This is a genomic window from Pseudomonas sp. ASL9, from assembly GCF_056680335.1.
The window spans coordinates 2,467,408-2,488,481 of sequence record NZ_CM155277.1 but is presented as its reverse complement, the minus strand read 5'-3'; the positions used below and the strand labels follow the sequence as shown (position 1 = coordinate 2,488,481).

General features: G+C 57.5%; 35 protein-coding genes and 2 other RNA genes. 1 reads left to right on the top strand and 36 read right to left on the bottom strand.

The features are described 5' to 3' along the window. Window positions 1-67 precede the first annotated feature (67 nt). The 12 genes from AC1ME2_RS11500 to AC1ME2_RS11445 all read right to left on the bottom strand — a co-directional run bounded on the left by AC1ME2_RS11500 (window position 68) and on the right by AC1ME2_RS11445 (window position 8,334). Window positions 68-463, bottom strand: a complete 396-nt coding sequence (locus AC1ME2_RS11500) for a hypothetical protein (protein WP_480441238.1) — start codon at window positions 461-463, stop codon at window positions 68-70. A gap of 4 nt (window positions 464-467) precedes the next feature. Continuing rightward, the gene (locus AC1ME2_RS11495) at window positions 468-839 is read right to left on the bottom strand and encodes a phage tail protein (RefSeq protein WP_480441237.1); all 372 of its coding nucleotides are present in this window, start codon (window positions 837-839) and stop codon (window positions 468-470) included. Window positions 840-852: 13 nt separating this feature from the next. Then, complete coding sequence (locus AC1ME2_RS11490) at window positions 853-1,953, bottom strand: phage tail sheath C-terminal domain-containing protein (protein ID WP_480441235.1); 1,101 nt, start codon at window positions 1,951-1,953, stop codon at window positions 853-855. After that, window positions 1,950-2,165 (bottom strand): hypothetical protein, encoded by a 216-nt coding sequence (locus AC1ME2_RS11485; protein ID WP_480441234.1) that lies wholly within the window; start codon window positions 2,163-2,165, stop codon window positions 1,950-1,952. Before AC1ME2_RS11485 ends, AC1ME2_RS11490 begins: the two co-directional genes overlap by 4 nt. Continuing rightward, entirely contained in the window at window positions 2,165-2,716 is a 552-nt protein-coding gene (locus AC1ME2_RS11480; protein WP_480442098.1) for a phage protein Gp37, read from the bottom strand. Before AC1ME2_RS11480 ends, AC1ME2_RS11485 begins: the two co-directional genes overlap by 1 nt. Further along, window positions 2,716-3,204, bottom strand: coding sequence for a phage protein Gp36 family protein (locus AC1ME2_RS11475; RefSeq protein WP_480441232.1), 489 nt, complete (start codon window positions 3,202-3,204; stop codon window positions 2,716-2,718). The genes AC1ME2_RS11480 and AC1ME2_RS11475 overlap by 1 nt, the downstream gene beginning before the upstream one ends. After that, window positions 3,201-3,686: a hypothetical protein gene (locus AC1ME2_RS11470; RefSeq protein WP_480441231.1), complete on the bottom strand. Its 486-nt coding sequence runs from the start codon at window positions 3,684-3,686 to the stop codon at window positions 3,201-3,203. The genes AC1ME2_RS11475 and AC1ME2_RS11470 overlap by 4 nt, the downstream gene beginning before the upstream one ends. A gap of 9 nt (window positions 3,687-3,695) precedes the next feature. Beyond that, complete coding sequence (locus AC1ME2_RS11465) at window positions 3,696-4,589, bottom strand: Mu-like prophage major head subunit gpT family protein (RefSeq protein ID WP_480441229.1); 894 nt, start codon at window positions 4,587-4,589, stop codon at window positions 3,696-3,698. A 27-nt stretch (window positions 4,590-4,616) separates the two neighbouring features. Further along, the gene (locus AC1ME2_RS11460; RefSeq protein WP_480441227.1) at window positions 4,617-5,588 is read right to left on the bottom strand and encodes a phage protease; all 972 of its coding nucleotides are present in this window, start codon (window positions 5,586-5,588) and stop codon (window positions 4,617-4,619) included. 125 nt (window positions 5,589-5,713) lie between these two features. Further along, window positions 5,714-6,211: a hypothetical protein gene (locus AC1ME2_RS11455; protein ID WP_480441225.1), complete on the bottom strand. Its 498-nt coding sequence runs from the start codon at window positions 6,209-6,211 to the stop codon at window positions 5,714-5,716. Between the two features lie 187 nt (window positions 6,212-6,398). Beyond that, window positions 6,399-6,968: a phage virion morphogenesis protein gene (locus AC1ME2_RS11450; RefSeq protein WP_480441224.1), complete on the bottom strand. Its 570-nt coding sequence runs from the start codon at window positions 6,966-6,968 to the stop codon at window positions 6,399-6,401. A 97-nt stretch (window positions 6,969-7,065) separates the two neighbouring features. Continuing rightward, complete coding sequence (locus tag AC1ME2_RS11445; protein WP_480441222.1) at window positions 7,066-8,334, bottom strand: PBECR2 nuclease fold domain-containing protein; 1,269 nt, start codon at window positions 8,332-8,334, stop codon at window positions 7,066-7,068. 111 nt (window positions 8,335-8,445) lie between these two features. Between AC1ME2_RS11445 and AC1ME2_RS11440 the strand changes: the two genes are divergently transcribed. Continuing rightward, complete coding sequence (locus AC1ME2_RS11440) at window positions 8,446-8,712, top strand: hypothetical protein (protein WP_480441221.1); 267 nt, start codon at window positions 8,446-8,448, stop codon at window positions 8,710-8,712. 11 nt (window positions 8,713-8,723) lie between these two features. Here AC1ME2_RS11440 and AC1ME2_RS11435 read toward each other — a convergent pair whose 3' ends face one another. The 24 genes from AC1ME2_RS11435 to AC1ME2_RS11320 all read right to left on the bottom strand — a co-directional run bounded on the left by AC1ME2_RS11435 (window position 8,724) and on the right by AC1ME2_RS11320 (window position 21,073). Further along, window positions 8,724-10,280 carry a DUF935 domain-containing protein gene (locus AC1ME2_RS11435; RefSeq protein ID WP_480441220.1) on the bottom strand — a complete coding sequence of 519 codons (1,557 nt, stop codon included), beginning with the start codon at window positions 10,278-10,280 and terminating at the stop codon, window positions 8,724-8,726. Further along, window positions 10,280-11,833 carry a hypothetical protein gene (locus AC1ME2_RS11430; protein WP_480441218.1) on the bottom strand — a complete coding sequence of 518 codons (1,554 nt, stop codon included), beginning with the start codon at window positions 11,831-11,833 and terminating at the stop codon, window positions 10,280-10,282. Before AC1ME2_RS11430 ends, AC1ME2_RS11435 begins: the two co-directional genes overlap by 1 nt. 130 nt (window positions 11,834-11,963) lie before the next feature. Next, complete coding sequence (locus tag AC1ME2_RS11425; RefSeq protein ID WP_480441216.1) at window positions 11,964-12,476, bottom strand: DUF3486 family protein; 513 nt, start codon at window positions 12,474-12,476, stop codon at window positions 11,964-11,966. 3 nt (window positions 12,477-12,479) lie between these two features. Then, the gene (locus AC1ME2_RS11420) at window positions 12,480-12,791 is read right to left on the bottom strand and encodes a hypothetical protein (RefSeq protein ID WP_480441214.1); all 312 of its coding nucleotides are present in this window, start codon (window positions 12,789-12,791) and stop codon (window positions 12,480-12,482) included. Continuing rightward, complete coding sequence (locus tag AC1ME2_RS11415) at window positions 12,791-13,120, bottom strand: hypothetical protein (RefSeq protein ID WP_480441212.1); 330 nt, start codon at window positions 13,118-13,120, stop codon at window positions 12,791-12,793. Before AC1ME2_RS11415 ends, AC1ME2_RS11420 begins: the two co-directional genes overlap by 1 nt. Continuing rightward, entirely contained in the window at window positions 13,117-13,302 is a 186-nt protein-coding gene (locus AC1ME2_RS11410) for a TraR/DksA C4-type zinc finger protein (RefSeq protein WP_480442096.1), read from the bottom strand. The genes AC1ME2_RS11415 and AC1ME2_RS11410 overlap by 4 nt, the downstream gene beginning before the upstream one ends. Before the next feature lie 22 nt (window positions 13,303-13,324). Beyond that, a complete protein-coding gene (locus AC1ME2_RS11405) occupies window positions 13,325-13,960 on the bottom strand; it encodes a DNA-packaging protein (RefSeq protein ID WP_480441211.1) in 636 nt (211 codons plus the stop codon). Then, complete coding sequence (locus AC1ME2_RS11400; protein WP_480441210.1) at window positions 13,957-14,514, bottom strand: transglycosylase SLT domain-containing protein; 558 nt, start codon at window positions 14,512-14,514, stop codon at window positions 13,957-13,959. Before AC1ME2_RS11400 ends, AC1ME2_RS11405 begins: the two co-directional genes overlap by 4 nt. 65 nt (window positions 14,515-14,579) lie before the next feature. Then, entirely contained in the window at window positions 14,580-14,831 is a 252-nt protein-coding gene (locus AC1ME2_RS11395; RefSeq protein WP_480441209.1) for a putative holin, read from the bottom strand. A gap of 38 nt (window positions 14,832-14,869) precedes the next feature. Next, entirely contained in the window at window positions 14,870-15,211 is a 342-nt protein-coding gene (locus tag AC1ME2_RS11390) for a hypothetical protein (RefSeq protein WP_480441208.1), read from the bottom strand. 107 nt (window positions 15,212-15,318) lie between these two features. Continuing rightward, on the bottom strand, window positions 15,319-15,756 hold the full coding sequence (locus AC1ME2_RS11385) for a hypothetical protein (RefSeq protein ID WP_480441207.1): 438 nt from the start codon (window positions 15,754-15,756) through the stop codon (window positions 15,319-15,321). Next, a complete protein-coding gene (locus AC1ME2_RS11380) occupies window positions 15,756-16,193 on the bottom strand; it encodes a Mor transcription activator family protein (RefSeq protein WP_480441205.1) in 438 nt (145 codons plus the stop codon). Before AC1ME2_RS11380 ends, AC1ME2_RS11385 begins: the two co-directional genes overlap by 1 nt. Further along, window positions 16,193-16,606: a gp16 family protein gene (locus AC1ME2_RS11375; RefSeq protein WP_480441204.1), complete on the bottom strand. Its 414-nt coding sequence runs from the start codon at window positions 16,604-16,606 to the stop codon at window positions 16,193-16,195. Before AC1ME2_RS11375 ends, AC1ME2_RS11380 begins: the two co-directional genes overlap by 1 nt. Further along, on the bottom strand, window positions 16,606-16,881 hold the full coding sequence (locus AC1ME2_RS11370) for a hypothetical protein (RefSeq protein ID WP_480441202.1): 276 nt from the start codon (window positions 16,879-16,881) through the stop codon (window positions 16,606-16,608). The genes AC1ME2_RS11375 and AC1ME2_RS11370 overlap by 1 nt, the downstream gene beginning before the upstream one ends. Then, an RNA gene (locus AC1ME2_RS11365) (hammerhead ribozyme type II) lies at window positions 16,882-16,952 on the bottom strand. Beyond that, window positions 16,951-17,622: a DUF2786 domain-containing protein gene (locus tag AC1ME2_RS11360; RefSeq protein WP_480441200.1), complete on the bottom strand. Its 672-nt coding sequence runs from the start codon at window positions 17,620-17,622 to the stop codon at window positions 16,951-16,953. The genes AC1ME2_RS11365 and AC1ME2_RS11360 overlap by 2 nt, the downstream gene beginning before the upstream one ends. A gap of 286 nt (window positions 17,623-17,908) precedes the next feature. Beyond that, an RNA gene (locus tag AC1ME2_RS11355) (hammerhead ribozyme type II) lies at window positions 17,909-17,979 on the bottom strand. Beyond that, complete coding sequence (locus tag AC1ME2_RS11350) at window positions 17,978-18,199, bottom strand: hypothetical protein (RefSeq protein ID WP_480441198.1); 222 nt, start codon at window positions 18,197-18,199, stop codon at window positions 17,978-17,980. Before AC1ME2_RS11350 ends, AC1ME2_RS11355 begins: the two co-directional genes overlap by 2 nt. Before the next feature lie 8 nt (window positions 18,200-18,207). Continuing rightward, on the bottom strand, window positions 18,208-18,615 hold the full coding sequence (locus AC1ME2_RS11345; protein WP_480441197.1) for a hypothetical protein: 408 nt from the start codon (window positions 18,613-18,615) through the stop codon (window positions 18,208-18,210). Window positions 18,616-18,617: 2 nt separating this feature from the next. Next, entirely contained in the window at window positions 18,618-19,121 is a 504-nt protein-coding gene (locus AC1ME2_RS11340; RefSeq protein WP_480441196.1) for a hypothetical protein, read from the bottom strand. 1 nt (window position 19,122) lies between these two features. Further along, window positions 19,123-19,743 (bottom strand): DUF3164 family protein, encoded by a 621-nt coding sequence (locus AC1ME2_RS11335; RefSeq protein WP_480441194.1) that lies wholly within the window; start codon window positions 19,741-19,743, stop codon window positions 19,123-19,125. A gap of 10 nt (window positions 19,744-19,753) precedes the next feature. After that, window positions 19,754-20,077 (bottom strand): hypothetical protein, encoded by a 324-nt coding sequence (locus AC1ME2_RS11330; RefSeq protein ID WP_480441191.1) that lies wholly within the window; start codon window positions 20,075-20,077, stop codon window positions 19,754-19,756. Further along, window positions 20,061-20,441 carry a hypothetical protein gene (locus tag AC1ME2_RS11325; RefSeq protein WP_480441189.1) on the bottom strand — a complete coding sequence of 127 codons (381 nt, stop codon included), beginning with the start codon at window positions 20,439-20,441 and terminating at the stop codon, window positions 20,061-20,063. Before AC1ME2_RS11325 ends, AC1ME2_RS11330 begins: the two co-directional genes overlap by 17 nt. Further along, on the bottom strand, window positions 20,438-21,073 hold the full coding sequence (locus AC1ME2_RS11320; RefSeq protein ID WP_480441188.1) for a hypothetical protein: 636 nt from the start codon (window positions 21,071-21,073) through the stop codon (window positions 20,438-20,440). Before AC1ME2_RS11320 ends, AC1ME2_RS11325 begins: the two co-directional genes overlap by 4 nt. Between the last annotated feature and the right edge of the window lies 1 nt (window position 21,074).

The following is a 21,074-nucleotide window of genomic DNA, read 5'->3' as shown; positions in this document are numbered from 1 at the left end:
CGTGTGCCTTTAGGCTTGCCGATGATCAGCCCGATTCGGGCATCGACCTCGGCCTTGGTCATCCGACCTATTTCGTCGAGTCGGTAGCCGTGTCGGACGAAGGCGTGCTCGATACGGCGCCAGTCAATGATGCCGCGCTCTGCGGCATGAGCTTTTTTTCCAACGACTCATCGGCTGTAGCGATGAAGCCCAGGTCGGTTTCGGTCAGCGCGTCACGGAGCAGTTCAGTAGTCAGCGACTCGGCTGGGATATCGCCCAAGGACAACAACTGGCGGCGGTACACTTCCAGTGTGACCAGTTGCAACGGACCCTCAGGGTGTTGTTCCTGGGCAGCGATCAAGTCGCCCGCCAAACCGACCCGCAAGGTGAAGCACTTGTGACGAATACCTGCGAAATACACGCCGATGGGCAGTTCACGGGTGATGGTCAGACCATCCCATTTTTTATTATCTTGCGCGGTCATTGCATCACTCCGTGTAGTAGTTCAAGGCGGCGACGGTTAGATCGCGGGTAGCCTCACCCTCGACTTGGTATTTGCTACCCATCTCCATCAGCGAGCAGCCCGTCCAGGTCTGGCGCTTGCTACCGCCGTCCTGGGGATAAATAGTCAGCTTGGCATCCATCAAGGCACGCCAGTCCGGCTCGCCTGTTTTCGGGATTGGTACTGCGATTTTGAGTTCATGTTCCTCAATGCCTTTCGCCGTCCCTGTTGCACGACCCGTACGGTTCATGGTTTTCACGACCTTGCGACCGGTTTTCAGACTCGGCTCGACACTGGTCACCTCGTAATCGGTGCCGTTGATTTCCAGAACGATCTGGCCTACGTAGCTATCGGACATTTAAGGTCACCTCTTACAAGAGCAGATCGATGCGGCCTGCGAACACATGCAGGCCGTTGACGACGTCGGCTGGGATGCTGGCGTTCAGGCCGCTTGCGTTCTGGAGCGAAACCTCGACCACCAAACCATCCGCGTTGGCGTCTACGGACTGGACGATTTCCAACTCTTCCAGTTTTTTGAGCACGTCGAGCAATTCGCCACGCACCGCAGCAGGGGTTTTGGTGGCAAGTTTCGAACGAGGGAAGCGCAGACGGATTCGCTCGCGACAAGCATTTCGTACGTAGTACAGAGTGCGCATGGTCGTCAGATCAAGCAGGGATATGTCCGGGGAACCTGCGGCTGATTTGGTGTAGGTCGAGATGGCACGGACAATCTGGATAACATCACCGGCTCCAACTTCCAGTGGGGTGACGCCGTTGGCCAGGGCGGCCTCCTGTTCGGTTCGCCCCATGCGCTGGGTGATGGCTGGAACCTGAATGCCGGAAAGCACTAACGTGTTAAGAGGTCGTGCCGGGTCTTCTTCGGAGGCGATCATGCCCGCGTAGGCAGCGGCAACCTGGCGGTCCGTCGATGGGGTGCCGGGCAATACTGCCAAGCTGATGGCGCCTGAGTTAAGCGTTGCGGCCAATGTGGTCGCTGCCGCCGAGGTAGTAATTACCGCGCCAACGCCGATGATGCCCTGTTGCTCAATTGAACTGGTGTAGGTCTGGATGTGGGTGCGCAGGGCTGTCAACGCCACCGTGCTGAACCATGCAGGCACAAGGATGGTAAAGCCGCCCAGGGCGGTCGAGTCCAGTGCGGAAGCTATGACGGGTTCAGTTGAACCGACCACCACCACGCCTACGGCCGAGATGTCCGCATAGCGATTGGTTGCAATGATGGCGGCAACCATCTCGGCGGCAATGGTGCCGCCGAATAGCGTGGTGGCCTGGACCGCACTGTAAATTGAAGTCGGTATGTTTGCTACGACAGTGGACCCTGCGCCCAAGGGAACAATCAGGCAGATTTTCTGCTTGTTGGTGGGCAGTGTCCGCACAGCTAGGCTGGTGTTGAACTCAAAGTAAGCGCCCGGCTTACGGATCGAGGCCGGAATGGTGTCAAAGGCGATGGTCATTCGACGGGTTCCTGTGCGGGTTGATTGGCACTGCCGCGCTTGTTCGTGGTGAGCGACTCATCATTTATGAGTAGCAGTTCACCGGCCGCGATCCGGCGACGGTAGTAGGAGGTGTCAGGCACCTCGACCGAGCCGTCGGGCTCGGCTTCGATGTACTGATGCAGATCTTCTTCCATAGGCACCCGAAGGTCGGGGGCGGCGATAACACGCATTACACGTTCCTCAGTTCAATATTATCGGTGACCACCGGTTCGGCGTTATCAGCCGGAAGGTGGTAGTCCAGGCCAATGCTGGTCAGCTCTGGCCAATCCGGTTCGGGTACACGCCACTCCAGTTCAATGGCGAAGGACTGACCCAGCACCGAGAGGTGCTGAGACTGGAACTTGCCGCTGACCAGGTTGGCAAACTCGGTGGGCTTGACCTGTGCGCCGTCCGGTTTGTGTCCCCAGTCGGTGAGCAAGGCCATGCATGACTCCCAAAGCCAGTAGCTGCCAGGGTCGCTAGCTTTGGGCGTCGGTCTCCGCTCGCTGCCCGATGCGATGACTAGGCGAAACACCAAGGCCGCGCCGTAACGTCGAGTAGAGCGTCTGATAAAAGTGATTTTGGGAGTGGTGATCAAGATTGAAGGACCGCCCGAAAGCAGACCTACCAGCAAGTCAGGGTCACTCAACTCACCGCCATAGGTGTCGAGGCGCAAACGCGGAACGGTCACTTGCAGAGCCTTCAGCCTGGCCAACACAGCATCTTCCAGATCACCTAACATCACAGTTGGCCCAAAGTTTTACGGTTGAATAGCCGAGGCGCGTGCTGAATCTGCAAGCCCGAGTCACCCGCCTCGGAAGCGCCTCTTGCCTCATCTTCGGTCGCCAGTTTTTCCAGGCGCTTGATGATGTCGCGATACCGCAGACGCATCGTCGACTCTTCTACGGCCGTGCCTTGCAGGTGGTAACGCGCTAATTCGGGGAGGTCATCCGTGACCCAATCCGGCGCATCCTCACCGGTCTTGCGAAAACGCAGGTAAAACGATACTTCGCTGCGAGCGCGGCTGATGGCGTCGGCGATCCTGGCCAATGCGTCCACGGCGGTGGCCAGATCCTCCGGGGACCAGTCGTCAAGCGGTTCCCCTTTGGCAGCCGCCATCAGCAAATCCGATTCGATAGGCACACGTGGCGACTTAACGGCCAACTGGGTGATTTCTTCTTCACCAAAGCGGCTCATCAACTGCACGGCACTCGGCAGCGAGATATTCATTTGTTCGAACCCCTTGGCTTGTCGGCCTTAGCCTTCTGCGGTTCGGCAGATGCCTTGGCACGGTCCAGCTCACCATCGTCCTGGTCTTGTTGCTGACCCGTCAGTTGATGGGTGTCACCCTTCGACTGTGCAAGGCCTGCTCCCAAGTCAGGTCCGGCCAGATCCACCCCGAAGAACTCTGGTTGGCCGCTGGGCAGCGCATCAACCACAAGCGCAGGGATTGTTTCAGCCTCTTGCGGCTGGGCAACTGACAGGGAGCCGGGCGCTTCCGATAGCGCTGTTTCCGACTGGTGTGCATGCGACAGCTCCTGTTCCGAATCCAGCTTGTTGGCCGCATAAGAGAGGATCAATTGAGGCTCTACGAGCAGAGCCGCCAACTCTTTTTCCGTGAAGTGATCGTCCGCATAGGGCTTTGGAGTACTGGAGTGTGCGATGCCACACCGTCGAAAGCCGTCGCGTTTTGCCGCAATAATGATGGTCATAGCGCCCCCTTAGCCCAACCAGCTCGGCGCCAGAACTTCGGCGGTGCCAGCCCATTCGTTGCCGTTGTAGGCGTCTTTGACCAGGATCTTGCGAGCGGCGCCTTCCAGTTGAGATGGCACGACCAGCAAACCTGGCTGGATACCCAGTGGACGGCCACCGTCTGCGGCGAATGCCTTCATTGCGGCACGGGCCAACCCATAGTTTTCGGCAGTCAGCGGGGCTTTCGAGCAGTAAGCGAACTGCCAGAAGCCGAAACCGGCACTTACCCGAGCGTCGACGCCATAGCGGTATTCGTCGCGCATGAAGACGTTTTCGTCATCCATGCTGACCATTGCCTTGAGCGCGTAAGCACGACGGCTCTGGAAGATGATTGGCTTAATCGCGCGGCTGACATCGAGCAAGTACCAGGCCGGGCCAGTGCCGTCCTGATAGTTACTGACCGAGACGGCTGTGCCGGTGGCATCGGTACTCGGGTAAACAGGGTGGTCGGTATCGAAGAAGTTCTGGCCGTCGTAGCAGAGGCTGGTCAGGCCCGCTTTGAGCAGGTTGAACACCAACTCATCAGGGTGGGCGCTGGAAGCACGGCCCATTTCAGCGAACAACGGTTTATAGACGCCGATTTCGTCGTCTTCGATGGCGTCACGTGGAATGCCGACCGACGATTCAAACTTCTTGTTTGTGATCGAGTAACCATGGGCGGCCATGTTCTTCAGGACGCGGTCACCGATCCACTCACGGAAGGTCGGGAACTGGCCCAGCCAGCCGTAAGTGTTGCTGGCCGAAGAGGATGGCACCAAGGTAGCAAGGCGCTGCCAATCGGTAGGCGTCGCGCCCTGGGCATTCTGGAACTCGGCCCTGAACGCGGTAAACAGCGCGGTCAGGGAGGCGTGAGTGATGATCATGAGAGCTTCCTATATAGAGAGGCGGGCTTACGCCTTGCCCTTGATGAATTCGTCCTGGCTCATACCGAGCAGCTTGGCGACCTGTTGTTCTTCAGTGTTCAGAGCCGTACCGGTGTTATCCTGCTTACGCTCGCCGAGGTTGGTGGGGTCGGCCACGGTTGGCGCCGCTGCCACAAAAGCCTTGAAGCGGATCAACCCTTCTTCGTCCTGGCAGGCTGCGCGGTGGTAATCGACCGTCGCCGGGGTGATCTTCCCGGCCTGCGTTGCCAACGTAATAAGTGCATCGACTTCCTTGTTGTGCTCCGTCTTCTTCTGCGTGGCCAGCCCCTGCTCGGCGTTGGTCGCACGTGTATGAAGAGCGTCGTAGTCACCCCGTGGCACGTAGCGATCCAGGCTGGGTTGCTGCTCAGCATTGGTCGCCTGAGCGGTGGCCTTGAGTTGATTGGTGGCCGCAATGGCCTGGTCTTCAGTGGCGGTGTCGGGCAGGCCGAGCAGTGCCAAAAGCGCAGCAGAAAGCTTCACTGGCGTGTTCTCCGGGTTTTCTTGGTTGAGGGCGGTCAGCAGGAAATTCGGCTTGTTGGTCAGGCCCGCGCTAACCAGGCGCGCAATGCGGCCGGTCTCGGGGTCGAAGTCGAATACAGGGGAAAGGAAGCGGTACTCGCGATTGATCACTTGGACGGCGGCACGGGGTGTCCAGTCCACGCGGCCCCAGAGCGCGTTATCGCGAATCTCCAAGGCTTTGATCCAGCCTGCGGCGGGAGCGTCTTCGCCGTTGATGGCGCGATGCTGGGTCGCATGCTCCCAATCAATCGGCAGATCAATGGAGCGAGCGACAAAGGTGGACTGCACCATAGACTCTGCGGGCTGATCGAAAAGCCACTGACGGCCATCACGACCGGTTACGGTGGGACCGGCAGGGATCAGTTCGACCCACTCAGGCGCCTGACCGTCGGAAACGGTGGCGGACAGGTCAGTGTTGAGTGCGAGTTGAGTTTTCATGCCGCAATGATGGCGGCATGTCACGCGAGGGGAGTTTCAGTGGGGTTTAAGGTTTATGTAGACAAGTCATTATTAACAACAGCTTGTTGAATAAGTCCAAGCATATGTTTATACGTTTTTCTTGATCAATGACTTATTGACAGGAAAGGGAAAAACCGCTTATCGAGACTCATAAAATGTGTGTTGAGATCAGACGTAATGGACGATTGCTTTTTAGATTTTGAGTTTGCTTTTTCCGCTTCTTCCCCGTACACCATCGATTGGTTAGTCACTCGCTCGGAGAGTAGCTCCCATAGCTCATCATGTAGATATGTCGCCATTTCTTCATTGAAAAGCCACCTTGACCCCGCGATACCAATTAGATAATCCCTGTTGAGATCTTGATCGGTTTTGCCGTAGATCAAAAAATCACCTATTGCATGCCTCGCTGCTTCGTAAACAACTATCCGCTTATCATAAAGATCGAGCTTCAATTTATTCTTAGCGGTTTGCCACTGCATGAAAGCTACCCAGACAGCAATCAAAGCGATCACAGGTGTCATTAGGCTTGTGACATAAGCTGTCCAGTGAATGGGTATCGCTGCGGTTGTGGGGGTAAAAACCTGAAGGGTGTAGAGATCCATAAAACATCATCCATTTATTGATTCGACGATTACGGTGGGCAGATCTTTGCTGCGGAACCAACCTAGACATCTTGGCGTAATATGCGCGGGAAGCCAATCTAACGCAGGTCTAACGGTGTCAGATCAGAGTGCGGGTGACGGATGTATCAATCGCCGTCTAACACGCCGTCAGCAGCATTTTACAAGGTCAACGATTCAACTGCGCCATAAGATAATGCTGAACGATAGACACGATCTCGGTTTCGTCCTCTGATGACAGTCCAAGGTATGGCCGCGCTGGCATTTCCAATGAGTGCGCACCATGGGTAACCCACTGTGCAAAGTTCGAGTGGCGTTTCTTTACGAAGCGATTGCCCACCGAGCCGTTTTTGCCCTGGCGAAAGTAAACCTGCTGTGACCTGACGGCATGTTCGACCTTGCCACCGAACTGGTGGATAGCGCCGTAGGGGCGATCAGTACCGAAGACCAACTCGTTACCGCTAACGCTGTGGCGCATCGTGTCCTGGAGTGTTCCCTTGTCGCGCAGGATACGTCCACCTTTCTTACGAGCCAGCGTTGAGGCAGCTAGTGGCGCCCACGGCGAGCCATCCGGTGCAACCTGCCGAATAAACCGGTCATTTGTGGATTGATGCAGATACTCGGCAATGTCGTTGAGCGGCGTGTGCAGGTTGCCCAGGTGCTCGATAAGATCGTCCAGGGCTTTGCCAACCTGGCTTTGATCTAGGGTTACGTCCAGCATTGCACCGGCCATCATCATCTCCTATTATTGAATTCCCCCATCGGATGAGCAGCCCCTGTCAGGGCCTCCATGCCTACATCCGGGGCAGCCCCGGTGTGACAGCGTCGGAGCTTTTTTATTTCTGACGCTGGTACAGCCTTACACCAAGGCGTAAATCGTCCAGATAGTCTTCGCTGTCGGCGACAAATCCCGTCACACCATCCCAACCATCGCTTCCCACCTCAAACACAGCCAATGCTGGCGCGGCCTTACCCTCGACTTCGAAGCGTGCTAAGTAGCGGCGGCGCACTACCGCCTTTTGCTGCGCATAGATCCACTCCAGCCTTACCCATACTTCGTCCGGTTCACGTAACGCCTGTGCGACCAGGAGCAAGGTTTGTTCACGCCCGCGCTTTTGCACCTTGAGCTGGCCGCTATGTTTGACCGTGAACATGTCCCGGCCAATCACCACGGCATCGCCCGTTACATCTTTGAACACGGCCGGAGCTGTCTGATTGGCACCGAACTCGCTCAGGAATCGATTTACGTAGGCATCATCAGATAAACCAGCTGGTAATAGTTGGCTGGCCGGAACCGTGCGGGGTGGTGGTAAAGGAGTGCTTGGTCGCCGGTTGGGCAACCCTGCGCCGTGGGCGCTGGAAGGTTTGGTGCCCACCTTGGGAAGCGGGTCATGAGCACGTAAGGGTGGAACCGCATCGGTCAACCTGGAACGACCAGGTGCGCATTCGAAGCCAGGGTCGATACCTTTGGGTACGCGCACTGTGGTCGGACCGTTGGGACTGTTCTGGCCAATGACTCGGTCCTCCCATTCAATGGGTGGAGCATCGCCGACCTTCAAACCTTGGCGGTCTACGTCGTGTTGGCTGAGCATGAACTTCTTGCACTTGCAGCCCCAGCCGTTTTGCGGGGTGTGGGTTACCCACCATGCGTCATCAAGCGGCAGGGTGGTGCCGTTCCAGGAAAAATGTTCGGGCCTAGGATGCGCGCTATCGCCATGCCGATACAGACCGTAAGGACGTTGCTTACGCAGCTCCGGGTCTGCCATCTGTGCTTCACGGCCAGCATTGTACGACTGCCGCAGGTTGGTTTCCCAAATGACATTGGTACGCCAGCCACGTTCGCCCTGGTACTGCCAGCCATGTTTACCGACGACTTGGTCGAAGTCTTTGCGGAACTGTTCCAGGGTGGTGCCGTTGGTGATGGACTTCTCAACAGCACCGCGCAGATCGGCCAGCAGATCCCGCTTGACCGCGCCAGCCACGACGAACGCATAGTCATGCTCGGCGTTGTAGATGTCTGTCCAGGAACGGGTCGGTAGATTGACCTTGCCACGGAAGTAGTCGATTTGTTCTGGGAACGGCAGCGAGCCATGGGACGTAGCCATTATTGATATGCCCAGTTGATGATGTGTAACCCCGATGCGGGCCTAAACATTTTTCTCCAGCTGCCGATCATGTGTTCTTAATCCCGTAGCTTTTGAGGAAGTAGGTTTCAGATGATTAATGAGTTTGTGTTTTATTCGTTTCTTCTCGGTGCAGCATTGTTTTTTGGGACTTGGCTTCTGGCGAAGAAAGACAAAGGTATTGCCTGGGTGGTCACCGCCATCGTTGGCTTTTTGATCGTGTCCTTCGTGTTTCCATCGCCCCAAGCCGCGCCGGACCTCGCAGGGATAGCAAATAACTTCACTCTGCTTATTTCCAAAGCGCTTTACGTTCTCGCTTGGGGAGGTGCTGCGGCTGTACTGCACAAGGTTCTTCCTTGAGTTCGGACGTATTACAGCCCCCGCAAAATGTCATCGCGTCCCGCTAAGCTGGCAGCCGCCAGCCCATCGGCAATAGCATCCGCCAACTGATTGGTAGTCATCGCCGGATAGGTTTCAATCAACCGATCCCGGAATTCCTCAAGGCTGTTGACTGAGTCGAGCATCTCTTTGATCTGCTCGACCATGTCATCCAGGTGAACCCCAACCGTCCTCTCCATTGTCTGCACCTGGTTATCCACGATGTCCGGCTGCACTACCGGTTTCGCACGTACCTGCTCGCTGTTGGTCGCCTGTGCCAGTGCTGGAGTGGCAACGGGCACAGGAATGCCCAGCAGCTCGGCACCCTCGGCGGGAGCGGGAATATTGAGCTTGTCGCGAATCACTGACTGTTCGACTTTCAACCCGAGCGGCACCAGCTTTTCCAGAGCATCGACTAGGATCTTGATGTCTTCCGGCTGCGGCACGTCGATGATCAGCTTTGGGTAAGGCCGACCCGGTGCAAAGTTCAGATCGCACCAGGGCCGGACAAAGTAGCGGTTCAGGGTGTTGGATTCGGCTTTGGCATCGGCCTGCAACAGGTCGATACGGACCTCGTTATGAATCGTCGCCTGTGCCTGGCTAGAACCGTCGTCGGTGGACATGGTTTGCCCGACAACGGCCTTGCTGACTTGCTTATCCCACCACTCGGCCAAGCCCCTAAAGAACTCACCCGCGCCGCTGACGTTGGCTGCCTGAGTAAAGTCGATGCGCATGCTATCGGGTATAACGGCTGCTGCATCGCTACCCAGATTGGCCACAGCCGACATCAGCGTGGAAATATCATCCTTGCTGGCGCCCGGCCCATAACGGCCCACACGCATGGGCATGCCGAAGATGTCAGCAAAGCCCATCCAGTCCTTCCACGTCCATGCTTTGCACATATAACCCACGGCCGCGAGCCGAGCCAGACCGCCCCGGATAGGCAGGCCCGACCGGATGCGCGGTAAGTGGATGATGAACTTGTAAGGCGCCAAAGCAACGCCGAACACCGGGTCAGCCTCATCAAGTAGACGCAGTTCGCGGCCGGTGTCGCGGTCGAATTGGAAGAAGCGCTGGTCGCGAGGTTCGAAGCGCAACGGATTCCAAGTCTTGCCACTGCGGTCCCACATGATTTCGGAGACGGCATAGCCCTTGCCCATGGCATCGGTCAGATCGGCTTGCAGTTCGCCAAACTCGGGTGAGTCCACCACTTCCTTGAGTTGGGCCGCCCGGCGTACGTCTTCTGGATCGTCAGTGGCAGCTTCGACACGAATGGCAAGACCAGATATCGCCAGCTTACGGGTGCCAAGTACTGAAGCGTAATGCAGGTCGCGTTCTTCCATTTCCTCAGCAAGGGTCAGGTAGTCATGCGCCGAACCATCGGCGGCGGCTTGCAGGATGTTGGCTAGACGCCCTGGTGTAAGCCCACTGGCCACAGACTGGTGCCAGACCTGGCGAATGCCGGTCGTGCGGGCAGCGGCTAGTTCTTCAGTGAGTTTGTCGTATTGGATCGGCCGACCGTACTGGTCGACGATTTTAGACTGAGCCATTACCAGATGCCTTTCGTGGAGCGCCAACCAGCACCTAGCTTGATCTCACGATCATGCTGAGCCATGGGTTGAACTCGGTGGTATTCGAATATTTCGGTTTCTTGTCGAGAGGCGTAATCGGCCAGCACGGCCGCAATACCGGCATCGCCGTGGCGCTTGCCTCCTGTCTTCTCGCCTTTTTCGGTGGTGCGCTTTTCCGGGATGCGGGCCACGCCCTTGATTAGGCGGAAGGCGCGCACGTCGCTGACCACGTCCTTGTCGGCTGGGATGTTGTAGAAGGTGTCATCTTCCAGTGCCGCCTTGAACGGCGGCATGTTGTCGCGATACCAACCCTCGGTCAGCATCACGCGCTCGATGCGGTTGAAGCCGAACTCGACGGCGGTATCTTCGGCGAGCTGCGAGCCGTTGCCCCTGGCGTCGTTCGCGCCTTTGAGGAAGTTCGGCAGGCGGCGCAGGATGTAGAACAGGATCTGAAGCTGCTGCTTGAACGGTACGTTGCGCAGTTCGACCACGAAGGGGGTGCGTCTGCGCAGGTTCTGTTCTTTGAGCAAGGGCCAGATCACAGACAGGTCACCGCTGCGACCAAAGTCCATGCCGTAGAAGCTCTGCACATCGAGTGGGATGGCCTCTAGCAGCGGCTTCAAATGCTCTTCGCACCACTCCAGCGATTCGGCAAGTCGCATGTGCTCGGCGATGGTTTCATAGCCTTGAGGGTACGCCAGGCGCAGCACGGGCACATCGCGGCTGCTGCGTTGCTCGACCAGGGCCAGGCTGAGAAAGGCGCCGCCGCCTTGGGAAGGCACGCAATCTAGTTCCTCGTCCGCCGCATCACCGTAGAAGTCGTAAACGTCCTGGACCCAAGCGGCCTCCGCGTCGGGCTCATAGGCAATGCCTTTGCGCAAACATACCCGGTGGTACAGACCGTCCTCCACCGCCTCGCGGAACGGGCAACGGAACAGCGCGCCCTTGCGCTTACCCGCACGAATGTCGTTGATCAGCTCGTTGAAAGCATTTTCGGTGCCGTCGTGGGTGCTGATCACATGGACTTCACCGCCCCAGATCAGCAAGGCGAGTGCCGCTTTCAACAGTTCGGCCAAGTCCTGGTGAAACGCGGCTTCGTCGATGACGACCACGCCTTGACGTCCCCGCAGGTTGGACGGTCGGCTGGTAAGCGCAACGATGCGGTGACCGCTGGGAAAGCCGATGGTGTAGGTCTTGATGTGCTTGTCAGGATCGCTGTCCGGCCAGATTCCTTCCTCGATTTCCTCCGCAGCATAGTTGTAGACCCGAGCCCACATGGCGCAGGCCTGAATGTACTCAACCGTCATGTCCTGGTTGTAGCCCAGGTAATACACGGTCTGGCCGCCCGCTGGCTTTTCGGCAGCGGCGACCAGGACGTTGTCCGCAGCCTCCGCCCAGGTGAGGCCAATTCGTCTGGATTTCTCGCCGACCTTGAGTGGGGCGCGAATGCCGATCCATTCTTTCTGATAGTCGAGCAGGACCGCTGGAGCGCTGAAAGTGGCGGAGTTTTCCAAGATGACAGGCAGGCTCATGCTTGTCTCCAAATCTTATATTCAACCCAGCCATGGAATAGAGCTGTTATCGCAACGCAGACCCAGTTACCCATCGATATCCAGATTAGTGCCGTGCTAAGGCTCATTGCGCGCATCGCCCAGCCAATACTCACGATGCCATCCCCAATATTTCACGGCGAATTTCGTCTACGGTCGCCGCATTCAATCCGCCTTTCTTGGCGATTTTCTCGACACGGGAAGCAGCCGCCTCGGCCTTGTCGCGGAACTCGGCCTGCCATTTCTTCTGCACTACCGATGCCCGCCCGAGTTCAGCCACTGCCTTGGCCACCTTGGGAAGGTCTATCGGTTTGTCGTCAGCCATCAGCAGCTTGAACAAGTGTTCCTGGACCAGACGCATCAGCGCCTCATTGACTGCGCCTTCCTCATCTGGAGCAGCGGCCACAACGGCACGGGCCTGCTCACTGGCCATCTTGAGGGCAGACAGCTTGGACTCGAAGTCCTGGCCATAGCGATGCAGCGCTGACTTGCTGATCGAAAAGCCTTGGCCTGATAGCTCGGTGGCCAGCGCTTCGTAGTCACTGAAGTTGTTCTCAGCCAGGGCCTTGTCTAGCCAGGTCTTGACCGCTTTGGGCAGGCTGGCGACTTTGCTACGCGGGGGCATGGCTCAGCTCCAGTATTTTTCTGGGCGGGCGATACCAGGATTGCAATCGATGGTGTACTCGGCAATATCGACGCCGTAGTGGGTCAGGCCGCAGATCCATACACCGGTCGGTTGTTTCTTGAGGGTGACCAAACTGCGATCAGACAGGTAGTCAAGTTCGCGCCGGACCTCCATCACGGTTGAGTCTGGATAGATGCCCTGAATGGTCGAAAGCACCACAGCCTCATGTGGGTCTACCGGCCGCGAGGTGTTGAGGGTGAGAAGGATGTACCAGCGCAGGGATTCCCGGCGCACCTTGGCAGGATCTATGTGCATTAGCGTATTCCTTTGAGCTGAACATTTTCTAATTTGAGGGCCAGGGCATCGAGCTTGGCCTCAATAACGGTTTGGTTGCGCACATAGTCCTCACGCCAGACATAGTGCAAAGGCATTTCACCGCGTAGTCGCTCCAGCCCTAACTCGACTTGGCGCAGGCGATCGCTGTCTCTGGCGACGGCAGCGAAGCGCTCATCCATCACCGCAAAGCGTTGATCCAGACGGCCTTCTGTCTGATGCAGCAACAGCTTGAGCAAACCGGCGAAGCCACCCAGGATGGTTATGGCAATGCTCAACAATTGCCACGCAGGCATTTCGATCATCGTCATCGGCCACCCCGTTTTTCGCGTCGTGTTTGGCACTGAGAGCAGAACTGCACGCCTGGTACGGCTCGGCGCCGTGTTTCAGGGATAGCCACTTCACAATCGGCGGTTTGGCAAAACTCGGCCGAAGGACCAAGTGGAGTCTTTCGTTGTGCCAAATGTTCCGCTAAAGCGCTGGCGTGATGCATGGCTTCCTGCACGCTGGCGTAATCACTGTCGTCCATTGAGAGTCCAATCAATTAAGCGGTTGAGCTGAGCCCTGCAGGTTCCATGCAGCTCTCCGTTTCGTACCTGGTTAGTCAGGAGTTGATCCTGGGAAAGGCCGGAGTCGAGGTCATCAGCGGCTCCGGCTCCGCTGGACGGCGCAGCAGATCCGCTGGTGCTGTAGTGGGCTGGCACTGTGGAGCTGATGCCATTGGCGGTGTTCCACACGCGGACAAAGCCAGCAGTGAACACAGCAACAGGTAACGGTTCGGCTTGCGCATCGAGGGAGCGCCGGTAAAGGGTGGTGACATGAACAATCTCCCCGGTGAGTGTGTCGGTGGTTTTGCGTAGCTGCTCTTTGGCATCGGCAAGCTGGCTGGCAAGCTGGTTGCCTTTGGCCTGCTCTTCGCGCAAATCGGCTATGGACTTGTTCGCGCTGGCAGTCGCGGCCATAGCAGCGTCCAGTTTTTCCTGGGTGTACGTCTCGCGCAGCGCGGAAACAGCTAGATCTCCACTGGTAGTTGCGGCGCTGAAGCCTTCGTCATAGCCGTCCTGGTGGTTCAAATGAAGACCAAACACGACCGCTGCAACTACGGCGACGTACCAAACTATCGGGCTGATCTGGTCAAGTAGGCGACTCATTGGCAGACTCCAGAACCCCAACCATCGGTGGCATACAGGGCCTCCCACTGGCGAAGGATCACCCGTGGGTATTGGCGGTTTTCCGTAAAGGCAGCGGTGGAGCGGCCAGCGTTGTACCGCTCGACAGAACCGAACCAGGTCAGCGGATCGGCCCCCTTAGCCGATGCCAACTTGAGGTCACGGATGACCCAGCCCAAGCCGCCGTTATAGGCAGAAAGGATCAACGCCCCTTGTTCGCAGGGGCTGCGGGCCTGGATACGATCCGCCAGCCAGCGGTCATAGCTGACCAGCGCTTGCATGGACCAAACCGGGTTATAGGGCTCGACCTTGCCGAGGGCTTTGGGAAAGAGTTCGGCGAGCCAAGCGGCGGTCGAGGGCATCACTTGACCCAAGCCTTGCGCACCGACGGATGATTTCGCATTGAACTGCCAACGGCTTTCCTGATGGATCTGTGCGGCGAAGGTTGCCACCGGAGCATCCAGCCCCCACTCAGCCTGGGCAATCCGCGTCAGGTCACGACGGTAATGGTCGGCCTGTGCTGGGATTTCTGCCATTGCTGGCATGCAGGCAGCGAGACCCAAGACCAGGGCACCTATATATAGAAGAGTTCGCCGCATCGTCAGAGCCCCAGAGTGAGGCCGAGGACACAGGCCAATACGACCAGCGCACGACGGATACCGGCCATTGGACGTTCTGCACTGGCGACCTTATCAGGGCGGGCGTAGGGGAACAGCGCCCGGTCGATCCAGTAACCGAGTACACCGCCCAGGGTGACCAAGCCGCTTTTGTACAACACGACCGGCAATTTAGTCGGAGCGACGATGGCCAGGCACAACAGCAATGCGATGGTGATCAAGGTCCAGTCGGTCATACGTGGCGCATGGGGGCGCCGCTTCGGAACATGAGGGGTCATTGGGATACTCGCGGTGATTGGATGGAGGCGCGTAAGGCGGCCAGGTGTCGGGCTGCGACCACAGCGTTGCCAGGCACATAGGTTGGCGCACGGTATTCGGCAAAGGCTAAAGCTGGGGCGGCTACAGGCGGGCGAAGCTTTTCCCGTTGACAGACATGCTGGTGGCTGCGCTCTTCGCCTTGGGAGACATGCGCCTGCACCATGGCCAGCCAGTCGGCTGGAACCTTGGCCAGTAAGACACTACGGGCAAGGTCATCCCCAGCGGCAAGAATGAGCCGCGCATGTTGGCGTGGCCATTGGGGCCTGGAGACTTTCGAAGGAGCGGGATCTGAGCGCATGGTGCGAACCTGCCGTTGGGGAGAACGGAACAAGCTTCGCGCGTAGAGGGGGATGCCAGAGTTTCAGGGGAGCGTAAGAAAAAAGCCCCGCTCGGCGGGGCTTGGGATTATTCAGCGACTAATTGCAAAGCCTCTGTAGCTGGGATGGGCAGGAATGTTGGTCCTTTGCTCGACACGTCTAAATCACAAATTTTCTTGCAGGACGCTTTAGCCGTGACAACACCACCGTGGCCGACATCGTACTGGCAGGTTTGGCCTGATGCATAGAAGTCATGGGGCAGGCTCTTTACTGGAGATGTCAGCTTAACCATTACCTGGACGATTTCCTGCCAACCCATATTTTGCTCATCCAGGCTTTCGGCCGGTTTACGGGTTGCTACCAGGCTGGATATCTCAGATGCGGCTTTAACCTGTGCCAATCGCGGGCAGGCATTTAGCAGTATCTGTGTTGCCTGCCTCTCTATGGTTTCATTCGCATAACCGCTGCTAAACGCACTCAACCCAACCAAAAGCATGAGCGCCGAGCAAACCGCTTTTCCTTTCATCAGTGAACCGTCCCTTGATCAAAACCGAATAGGTCGGGCTCACTCTGACGGTGCAGCGCCCGTTGTCTGGCGATGATCTCATAAATGGTTTGGTTGGCAAGGCGGTACTTACGCACCAGGTCGGCAGGTTGCACCCCTTTTTCCCGCCACTCATGGAAAATTGCGGCGTCGCGCATAGCCCTTTTCAACGTTTCACCACGGGGGAGGTAAACAACACTTCCGCCTAAGGTGTCGCAAATCGCAAAGACTACGTGCCTGGCCAATTCGGGCACTCGCGGGTCATCCGCCATTTCGGCTAATAGTTTGGCTTCGGCGATTTCGACCATCTCCCGAATTGTGCCCTCCCAACGGGCCAGTACAGTAGGATCTGCCATGTGGGCCAAAACCTTGGCCGGGTCAAGGTGGTCGCTGTCGTCCGGGAACAAAGTATTTGTCATCACTCAGGCCTCCCATGGCGACGTGCATCATAGGTCAGCGCTGCGACCATCTTCCGAAGTTGCTCCGGGTCCAACCATTCCACACGCTCGACCTCGAACATGCGAGAAGCCATGCTGTCGGCATACTCCCATGGGCGCTTGGCCTCGGAGAGAAAGGCCTCGATCTTGCCCACCAGTTTCTCCCGGTCCAATGCCGGGCTCGGCGCCATGCGACCAACCTTCTTTGCGGTTGTTGAAGTCCAACCCAGTCGCTCAAATTCGGCCAAAACGGTGCCGATCTGACGCGGGTTCAAATCCTTGGCCGAACGCACACCTGATACTCGGGCCAGCAGGGCACGATAGGTGTCGTCGTCCATGCGGAGGTCTTTCTTCGCTATGTGGATCTTGCTCAGTTGCAGGTTCCGTCTATTCATCACTTTCTCGCTTTTACCAGGGCGCGGAATGCTACCGGGTCACGTCGGGACAGCTCGGCTACACCGTGAATTATCATGGTCAGCGCATGGGCTGATTCATCGAAATTCCCGGCGGTGCGTATTTGCTCCAACTCGTTTTGGGTGCCGCTGTACATTTCCATCTTGAGTTTGCTGGCACCCATGGCCAGGCGCTTGTCACTGTCGCGCTTGCGCTGGGCACGTTTACGCTCGCGTGCCAGGCGGGTTTTGCGCTGTTTGGGTGTTTCGTCTGTCATGGGTGGCTGCTCATCAGTACCGGACAACCATGTCCGGCAGATCGCCCCAGCACGCCGGGGCGGTTTCGCTTAATGCAGGGCGAGTTGTTCTTGGCCGTTCACACCGTGATTCAAGCGCACATCACCCGCCGCGATAAATCCGTGCATAGCGTCGGTCATGGCTCGCATGCCCGTGCCTTTGTTCGCGTTACGGTTGCGACAGTCGAGCTTTTCCGTGTCAGCGTGGTGTTTGAGCATGTACGCGGCTGTAGCTGGAGATGGTTCATCGTTGCCTGCAAAGACCGCGACTTGTTTAAGTACAGCCGACACCCAGGCCGAGCAGAAAACGTCGGCTCTGAAGGTCTTGGTGGAGGTCTTACAGCGCTTCAGTTTGGTGCTGATATAGTCGCGCCGAGACTGACGCACCTGACGCAGTAGCAAGGTCATGGTGTAGCTGGCCAGCTCCGCCATTTCGCCGATGAAGCGCCACTCACCAATGCCAGACATGAACAGAACCTTGCAGGCATAAGCCTTGCTCACGACCCCAACCATGTTGGCTTCCCATTGCGGCGGAGTCATCTTTGAACCACTGCGGGCGGCGCATTCGAATACCTCGGAAAGCTGAATGTCCGATTCTTCCAGGCGGTACTTTTCCATCAGGGCGCGTGCCTGGCGCATGGCTGCGGCAGCTTCGTAGGGGTTATCGCTCGCTGCCAGGCGCAGTAGCTTCTTGATTTTGTCTAGGGCTTTGCTGTGGTCCATAAGGTCAGTTCTCAATGATGCGGGTGATGTTGGTGCTGTTCGTCAGTCTTCTGTCTTCGGTTGCTCATCAGTTAGGCGATAACGGCAGTTGATACAGCTTCCCGAAAGCGCGAAGGGCTCCAGTCGCAAGCCTCATCAGTTGGGATGTGGCCAAACATCAACGTGCATCGGCGGCAGTGAACGCAGTCGCCGCAAGTCTTGCCCTCGGGTAAATTCATTTGGTCTTCGTCGCTTACCGACCGCCGTAACGGATCTCGTTGCTCGCTCATGACTCTCTCCATCTTTTCCTCGGCTGCTCATCAGTACCAGGCAACCACGCCTGGCAGACCACCCCGGAATTCCGGGGTGGTTTCGCTCAGTGGATCGTCAGGCTGCACGGCTGCTTACGGTGGGCAGGCAGGGAACCCACTCGCTCATCCATTGAGGCAAACCCGAACAAGGTTTGGGACATACACACAGCCGGGGTCTGGTGTGGGTGACCGAATGCGTTGACGGGTGCGCCGCCGATGTCGAGTGAAACAGTTATGTTGTCGCTACCGTCGCGGCGGTCTTCGAGGGTGATGATGACCTTGGCCATGGGGGTTCCTATCGTTGTTTGTGAAAGGTGATTCGATAATCGCGGCCGCTCTGCCGCACTTCTTTTTCGGTCATATGGAGCTTTCGGGCGATCCACTTGGGGGAATCGCCCAGGGCCGCCGCTGCCATGACCAAGGCGGCATTTCTTTGATTCGGACGCTCGATGACCACAGGGGTGATAACAGGCGCTTCGGGTGTCTCTACTGATGGTTGAAACAGATGGGCATACACGGGCGAGCGCTCAGGATTGATAGCGAACGTCGCGGGTGCGGTACTCATCTGAAAACCGATCTGCTCGATCTGGCCTCCGTTAGCCAGAAACTCGACGGTCTGTTGATCCATGGCGGCGCGAGCGGCGTCATGCAGAGGTGAATTCATCGGCAGCGGGTCTGTACTGATGTCGTGATAGCGCTGCATGGTCAGACTCCCAATGCCCGGAAGCCTGGTTGGTTGCGTTGGCCCAATCCTTGGATATAGCGAGCCAGCGCGGTCAGGCCTTCACGCTGATTGATCGCGTCCAGCACACCAGGAACGAACAACGTTTCGTTGTCCTGCCGGGACAACTGAGCGGTAACGCCGATGATCTCCCTCACTTTTTCCCCATTGCCAATCGCCAGAGCGATAGCACCCTCGGGAACTGTGACGCCAAACTGAATATGCCCAGAGCCAAAGCAATAGGCGGTCGTCTGTGGTTGCGCATTTTCAAGGGACTTCAGGTGATATCGGACAACGGTGGCCTCTGGGTATGCGCCTGGTTTGAGCAGCTCGGTATGATCCAGCAGGACGCCAGGGGCGAGCTTTTTCAGTAGCCGCGCCCCGGCCTCTTCGCCGCTCATAGCAGACGAAGCCGCACCTTTATGACCTGAGGCTGAGGCATGGTAAGCCCCGGTGCTGTAACGAATTTTGATGTCGATATATGCCATGTCACACCCCCGCGATATCAAGACTGATTGGTTTGTATTGGTCGGTGTCGCCCACGCGTTCATAGACGCGGATATAGGACTTGGAGCTAACCACCTGGCACGCATCGCCAATGGCCTGCATGGCGCGCTGCCAACGCTCGTCGACGATATCCAGACGGCGCAACGCCAAAACGCGAGCGGTACGGATGTCCCCTTTGGTGTCAGTGCGGAAGGCATCATTGACCAAGGTCATCAGTTCTGGACGGGCGCCGGTGGTCCAGTCCTGGAGGCATTCATCAATCAGCGCTCGGGCGGCCTGTAGGCGCTCATCGAAAGCAATGTTTTCCTGTACTGCGCGTTGGATCTTGTAGCGACCGTCGAAGCTGATAAGGCTGACATTTCCTTTCTTGCCGCCCAGCTGCGCCCCATATTGCTCGGCGCTGAGTTCGACAAACGCTTCTATGTCGCCAAATGCAGCGGCCTTGAACTTGGCCAGCACTACGCTGGCAGAGCGGGCTTTTTCAACCAGTTCGAGAACCAGCGCGTCCCGTGCCAGATCAATGGGTTTGATCAAAACCTCAGGAATCAGTCGCTGCTGAGCGTCGATCCGGTAGCCTTCGGGGATCTGTTGTTGTGTGTTCATTGCAGGTTCCTTAGTGAAACGTTGAGAGTGCCCAGTCCTCAGGACGGGCCGAACTGATGGGAGTACGCCATTCCAGAGTCACGCCCTGAAACTGCACGAGAAAACGCGTGCTGCCTGCGCTTGCATGGCGCTGGTAGCCAATGACTTGGCGACTGGAGAGCAGTTGCGCCCCGACCTCTGGCGAGACGGTCAGGCGGTTTTCAGTCGGTTCGAACCGCAGTAGGCGGATGCCCTGTTGCTGCAACGCACGAGCGGCCTGATTGAACACTCGTAGGCGCTCGGCCAGGGTCGGGGTCAATATTTTCAACGTGGTGCTATTAGTGGAGGCGAACAATGGCGTTCTCCTGGTTGCAGCAGTTGGGGTTGATCGGGCAGTGCTGGCAGGCGCGCCAGTGCTGCATGGCTTGTGGCTTGTGAGTTGGTGCAGGTTTTTCGCGGTAGCTTTGGCATTGGTCGCTTGTGATCTCTTCGTCCAGAGCAACGCACTCGATACGGCCGAGGGTTTCCATAACTCGACGCTCTACCCCGGCAGTGCTGGGTGAGCTGTAGCGGTTGTCGAGAATCAGGCTGACGGCGGTACGGCTCATCCCTATGCGCTGACTGGCTTTGGTTTTGTTGCTGACGGCGACTTCGGCAGCCAGCAGACGCACGAACAGCGGTGGCTCGGAGCCCCACGCGGACAGGTTGATCTGACTCATTCGATCACCGCCTGTCTTGGTATCGCCAAGCTGTCAGCCTTGCGCCAAACCACTTCGTCAAGGTTTGCGTCATACACCTGCGCGAAATTGTTGCGCTGGTAGATCGGGTGTTTTGGGCCGGTGTACCGGGTAGGGATCAAGCAGAAACGGGCTCTGTTTCCCGGCGTGCCGCCGCTACGTGTCACATACCCGGCAAGAAAGAGGCCGTTCAAATACACGCGGGCGCCATGCTCGCTGATCGTTACACCATTCACACTGGCACTGGCTGAAGCCTCCGCAGCAGTGACTGCGCCTAGGATGCGCAAGGTACGCCAGATGTTTTCGGCTCCCGCCGCGTGCGTGGAAAGTTGTCCGTTTCTGGTGATCCGAGGTGCCTCGACGCCTTGGTCTTTGATCAAGTCCCACTCAGCATCACGGCGATCCAAGTTGCGGACTTTACTGACAATGCCAGCCTTGGCTAGGGCCATAAAATAAGAGCGAACAGCTTGATCGTCTTGACCGGAGCGGCGAGCCACCAGGTAGGTTGTGAGTGCTTTCGGACCGACACTGATTGCCCGAATGGCCTCCCAAATGTGCTGTCGTGAGGACTTGCCGCCAACCATGGCCAAGTGCGCAGCTTTAGATGCAATCATC

Excerpts from the sequence above, each read along its gene's own strand:
- AC1ME2_RS11350 (WP_480441198.1), bottom strand. The coding sequence starts at position 18,199 with ATGGCCAAGGTCATCATCACCCTCGAAGACCGCCGCGACGGTAGCGAC.
- AC1ME2_RS11475 (WP_480441232.1), bottom strand. The coding sequence starts at position 3,204 with ATGAATATCTCGCTGCCGAGTGCCGTGCAGTTGATGAGCCGCTTTGGT.
- AC1ME2_RS11320 (WP_480441188.1), bottom strand. The coding sequence starts at position 21,073 with ATGATTGCATCTAAAGCTGCGCACTTGGCCATGGTTGGCGGCAAGTCC.
- AC1ME2_RS11360 (WP_480441200.1), bottom strand. The coding sequence starts at position 17,622 with ATGGACCACAGCAAAGCCCTAGACAAAATCAAGAAGCTACTGCGCCTG.
- AC1ME2_RS11400 (WP_480441210.1), bottom strand. The coding sequence starts at position 14,514 with ATGGCAGAAATCCCAGCACAGGCCGACCATTACCGTCGTGACCTGACG.
- AC1ME2_RS11470 (WP_480441231.1), bottom strand. The coding sequence starts at position 3,686 with ATGACCATCATTATTGCGGCAAAACGCGACGGCTTTCGACGGTGTGGC.
- AC1ME2_RS11500 (WP_480441238.1), bottom strand. The coding sequence starts at position 463 with ATGACCGCGCAAGATAATAAAAAATGGGATGGTCTGACCATCACCCGT.
- AC1ME2_RS11460 (WP_480441227.1), bottom strand. The coding sequence starts at position 5,588 with ATGAAAACTCAACTCGCACTCAACACTGACCTGTCCGCCACCGTTTCC.
- AC1ME2_RS11425 (WP_480441216.1), bottom strand. The coding sequence starts at position 12,476 with ATGCCCCCGCGTAGCAAAGTCGCCAGCCTGCCCAAAGCGGTCAAGACC.
- AC1ME2_RS11395 (WP_480441209.1), bottom strand. The coding sequence starts at position 14,831 with ATGACCGACTGGACCTTGATCACCATCGCATTGCTGTTGTGCCTGGCC.
- AC1ME2_RS11490 (WP_480441235.1), bottom strand. The coding sequence starts at position 1,953 with ATGACCATCGCCTTTGACACCATTCCGGCCTCGATCCGTAAGCCGGGC.
- AC1ME2_RS11325 (WP_480441189.1), bottom strand. The coding sequence starts at position 20,441 with ATGAGTCAGATCAACCTGTCCGCGTGGGGCTCCGAGCCACCGCTGTTC.
- AC1ME2_RS11430 (WP_480441218.1), bottom strand. The coding sequence starts at position 11,833 with ATGAGCCTGCCTGTCATCTTGGAAAACTCCGCCACTTTCAGCGCTCCA.
- AC1ME2_RS11450 (WP_480441224.1), bottom strand. The coding sequence starts at position 6,968 with ATGATGATGGCCGGTGCAATGCTGGACGTAACCCTAGATCAAAGCCAG.
- AC1ME2_RS11385 (WP_480441207.1), bottom strand. The coding sequence starts at position 15,756 with ATGAAAGGAAAAGCGGTTTGCTCGGCGCTCATGCTTTTGGTTGGGTTG.
- AC1ME2_RS11480 (WP_480442098.1), bottom strand. The coding sequence starts at position 2,716 with ATGTTAGGTGATCTGGAAGATGCTGTGTTGGCCAGGCTGAAGGCTCTG.
- AC1ME2_RS11445 (WP_480441222.1), bottom strand. The coding sequence starts at position 8,334 with ATGGCTACGTCCCATGGCTCGCTGCCGTTCCCAGAACAAATCGACTAC.
- AC1ME2_RS11435 (WP_480441220.1), bottom strand. The coding sequence starts at position 10,280 with ATGGCTCAGTCTAAAATCGTCGACCAGTACGGTCGGCCGATCCAATAC.
- AC1ME2_RS11495 (WP_480441237.1), bottom strand. The coding sequence starts at position 839 with ATGTCCGATAGCTACGTAGGCCAGATCGTTCTGGAAATCAACGGCACC.
- AC1ME2_RS11415 (WP_480441212.1), bottom strand. The coding sequence starts at position 13,120 with ATGACGATGATCGAAATGCCTGCGTGGCAATTGTTGAGCATTGCCATA.
- AC1ME2_RS11405 (WP_480441211.1), bottom strand. The coding sequence starts at position 13,960 with ATGAGTCGCCTACTTGACCAGATCAGCCCGATAGTTTGGTACGTCGCC.
- AC1ME2_RS11440 (WP_480441221.1), top strand. The coding sequence starts at position 8,446 with ATGATTAATGAGTTTGTGTTTTATTCGTTTCTTCTCGGTGCAGCATTG.
- AC1ME2_RS11370 (WP_480441202.1), bottom strand. The coding sequence starts at position 16,881 with ATGACAGACGAAACACCCAAACAGCGCAAAACCCGCCTGGCACGCGAG.
- AC1ME2_RS11340 (WP_480441196.1), bottom strand. The coding sequence starts at position 19,121 with ATGGCATATATCGACATCAAAATTCGTTACAGCACCGGGGCTTACCAT.
- AC1ME2_RS11455 (WP_480441225.1), bottom strand. The coding sequence starts at position 6,211 with ATGGATCTCTACACCCTTCAGGTTTTTACCCCCACAACCGCAGCGATA.
- AC1ME2_RS11420 (WP_480441214.1), bottom strand. The coding sequence starts at position 12,791 with ATGCACATAGATCCTGCCAAGGTGCGCCGGGAATCCCTGCGCTGGTAC.
- AC1ME2_RS11410 (WP_480442096.1), bottom strand. The coding sequence starts at position 13,302 with ATGCATCACGCCAGCGCTTTAGCGGAACATTTGGCACAACGAAAGACT.
- AC1ME2_RS11465 (WP_480441229.1), bottom strand. The coding sequence starts at position 4,589 with ATGATCATCACTCACGCCTCCCTGACCGCGCTGTTTACCGCGTTCAGG.
- AC1ME2_RS11380 (WP_480441205.1), bottom strand. The coding sequence starts at position 16,193 with ATGACAAATACTTTGTTCCCGGACGACAGCGACCACCTTGACCCGGCC.
- AC1ME2_RS11390 (WP_480441208.1), bottom strand. The coding sequence starts at position 15,211 with ATGCGCTCAGATCCCGCTCCTTCGAAAGTCTCCAGGCCCCAATGGCCA.
- AC1ME2_RS11485 (WP_480441234.1), bottom strand. The coding sequence starts at position 2,165 with ATGCGTGTTATCGCCGCCCCCGACCTTCGGGTGCCTATGGAAGAAGAT.
- AC1ME2_RS11375 (WP_480441204.1), bottom strand. The coding sequence starts at position 16,606 with ATGAATAGACGGAACCTGCAACTGAGCAAGATCCACATAGCGAAGAAA.
- AC1ME2_RS11345 (WP_480441197.1), bottom strand. The coding sequence starts at position 18,615 with ATGCAGCGCTATCACGACATCAGTACAGACCCGCTGCCGATGAATTCA.
- AC1ME2_RS11335 (WP_480441194.1), bottom strand. The coding sequence starts at position 19,743 with ATGAACACACAACAACAGATCCCCGAAGGCTACCGGATCGACGCTCAG.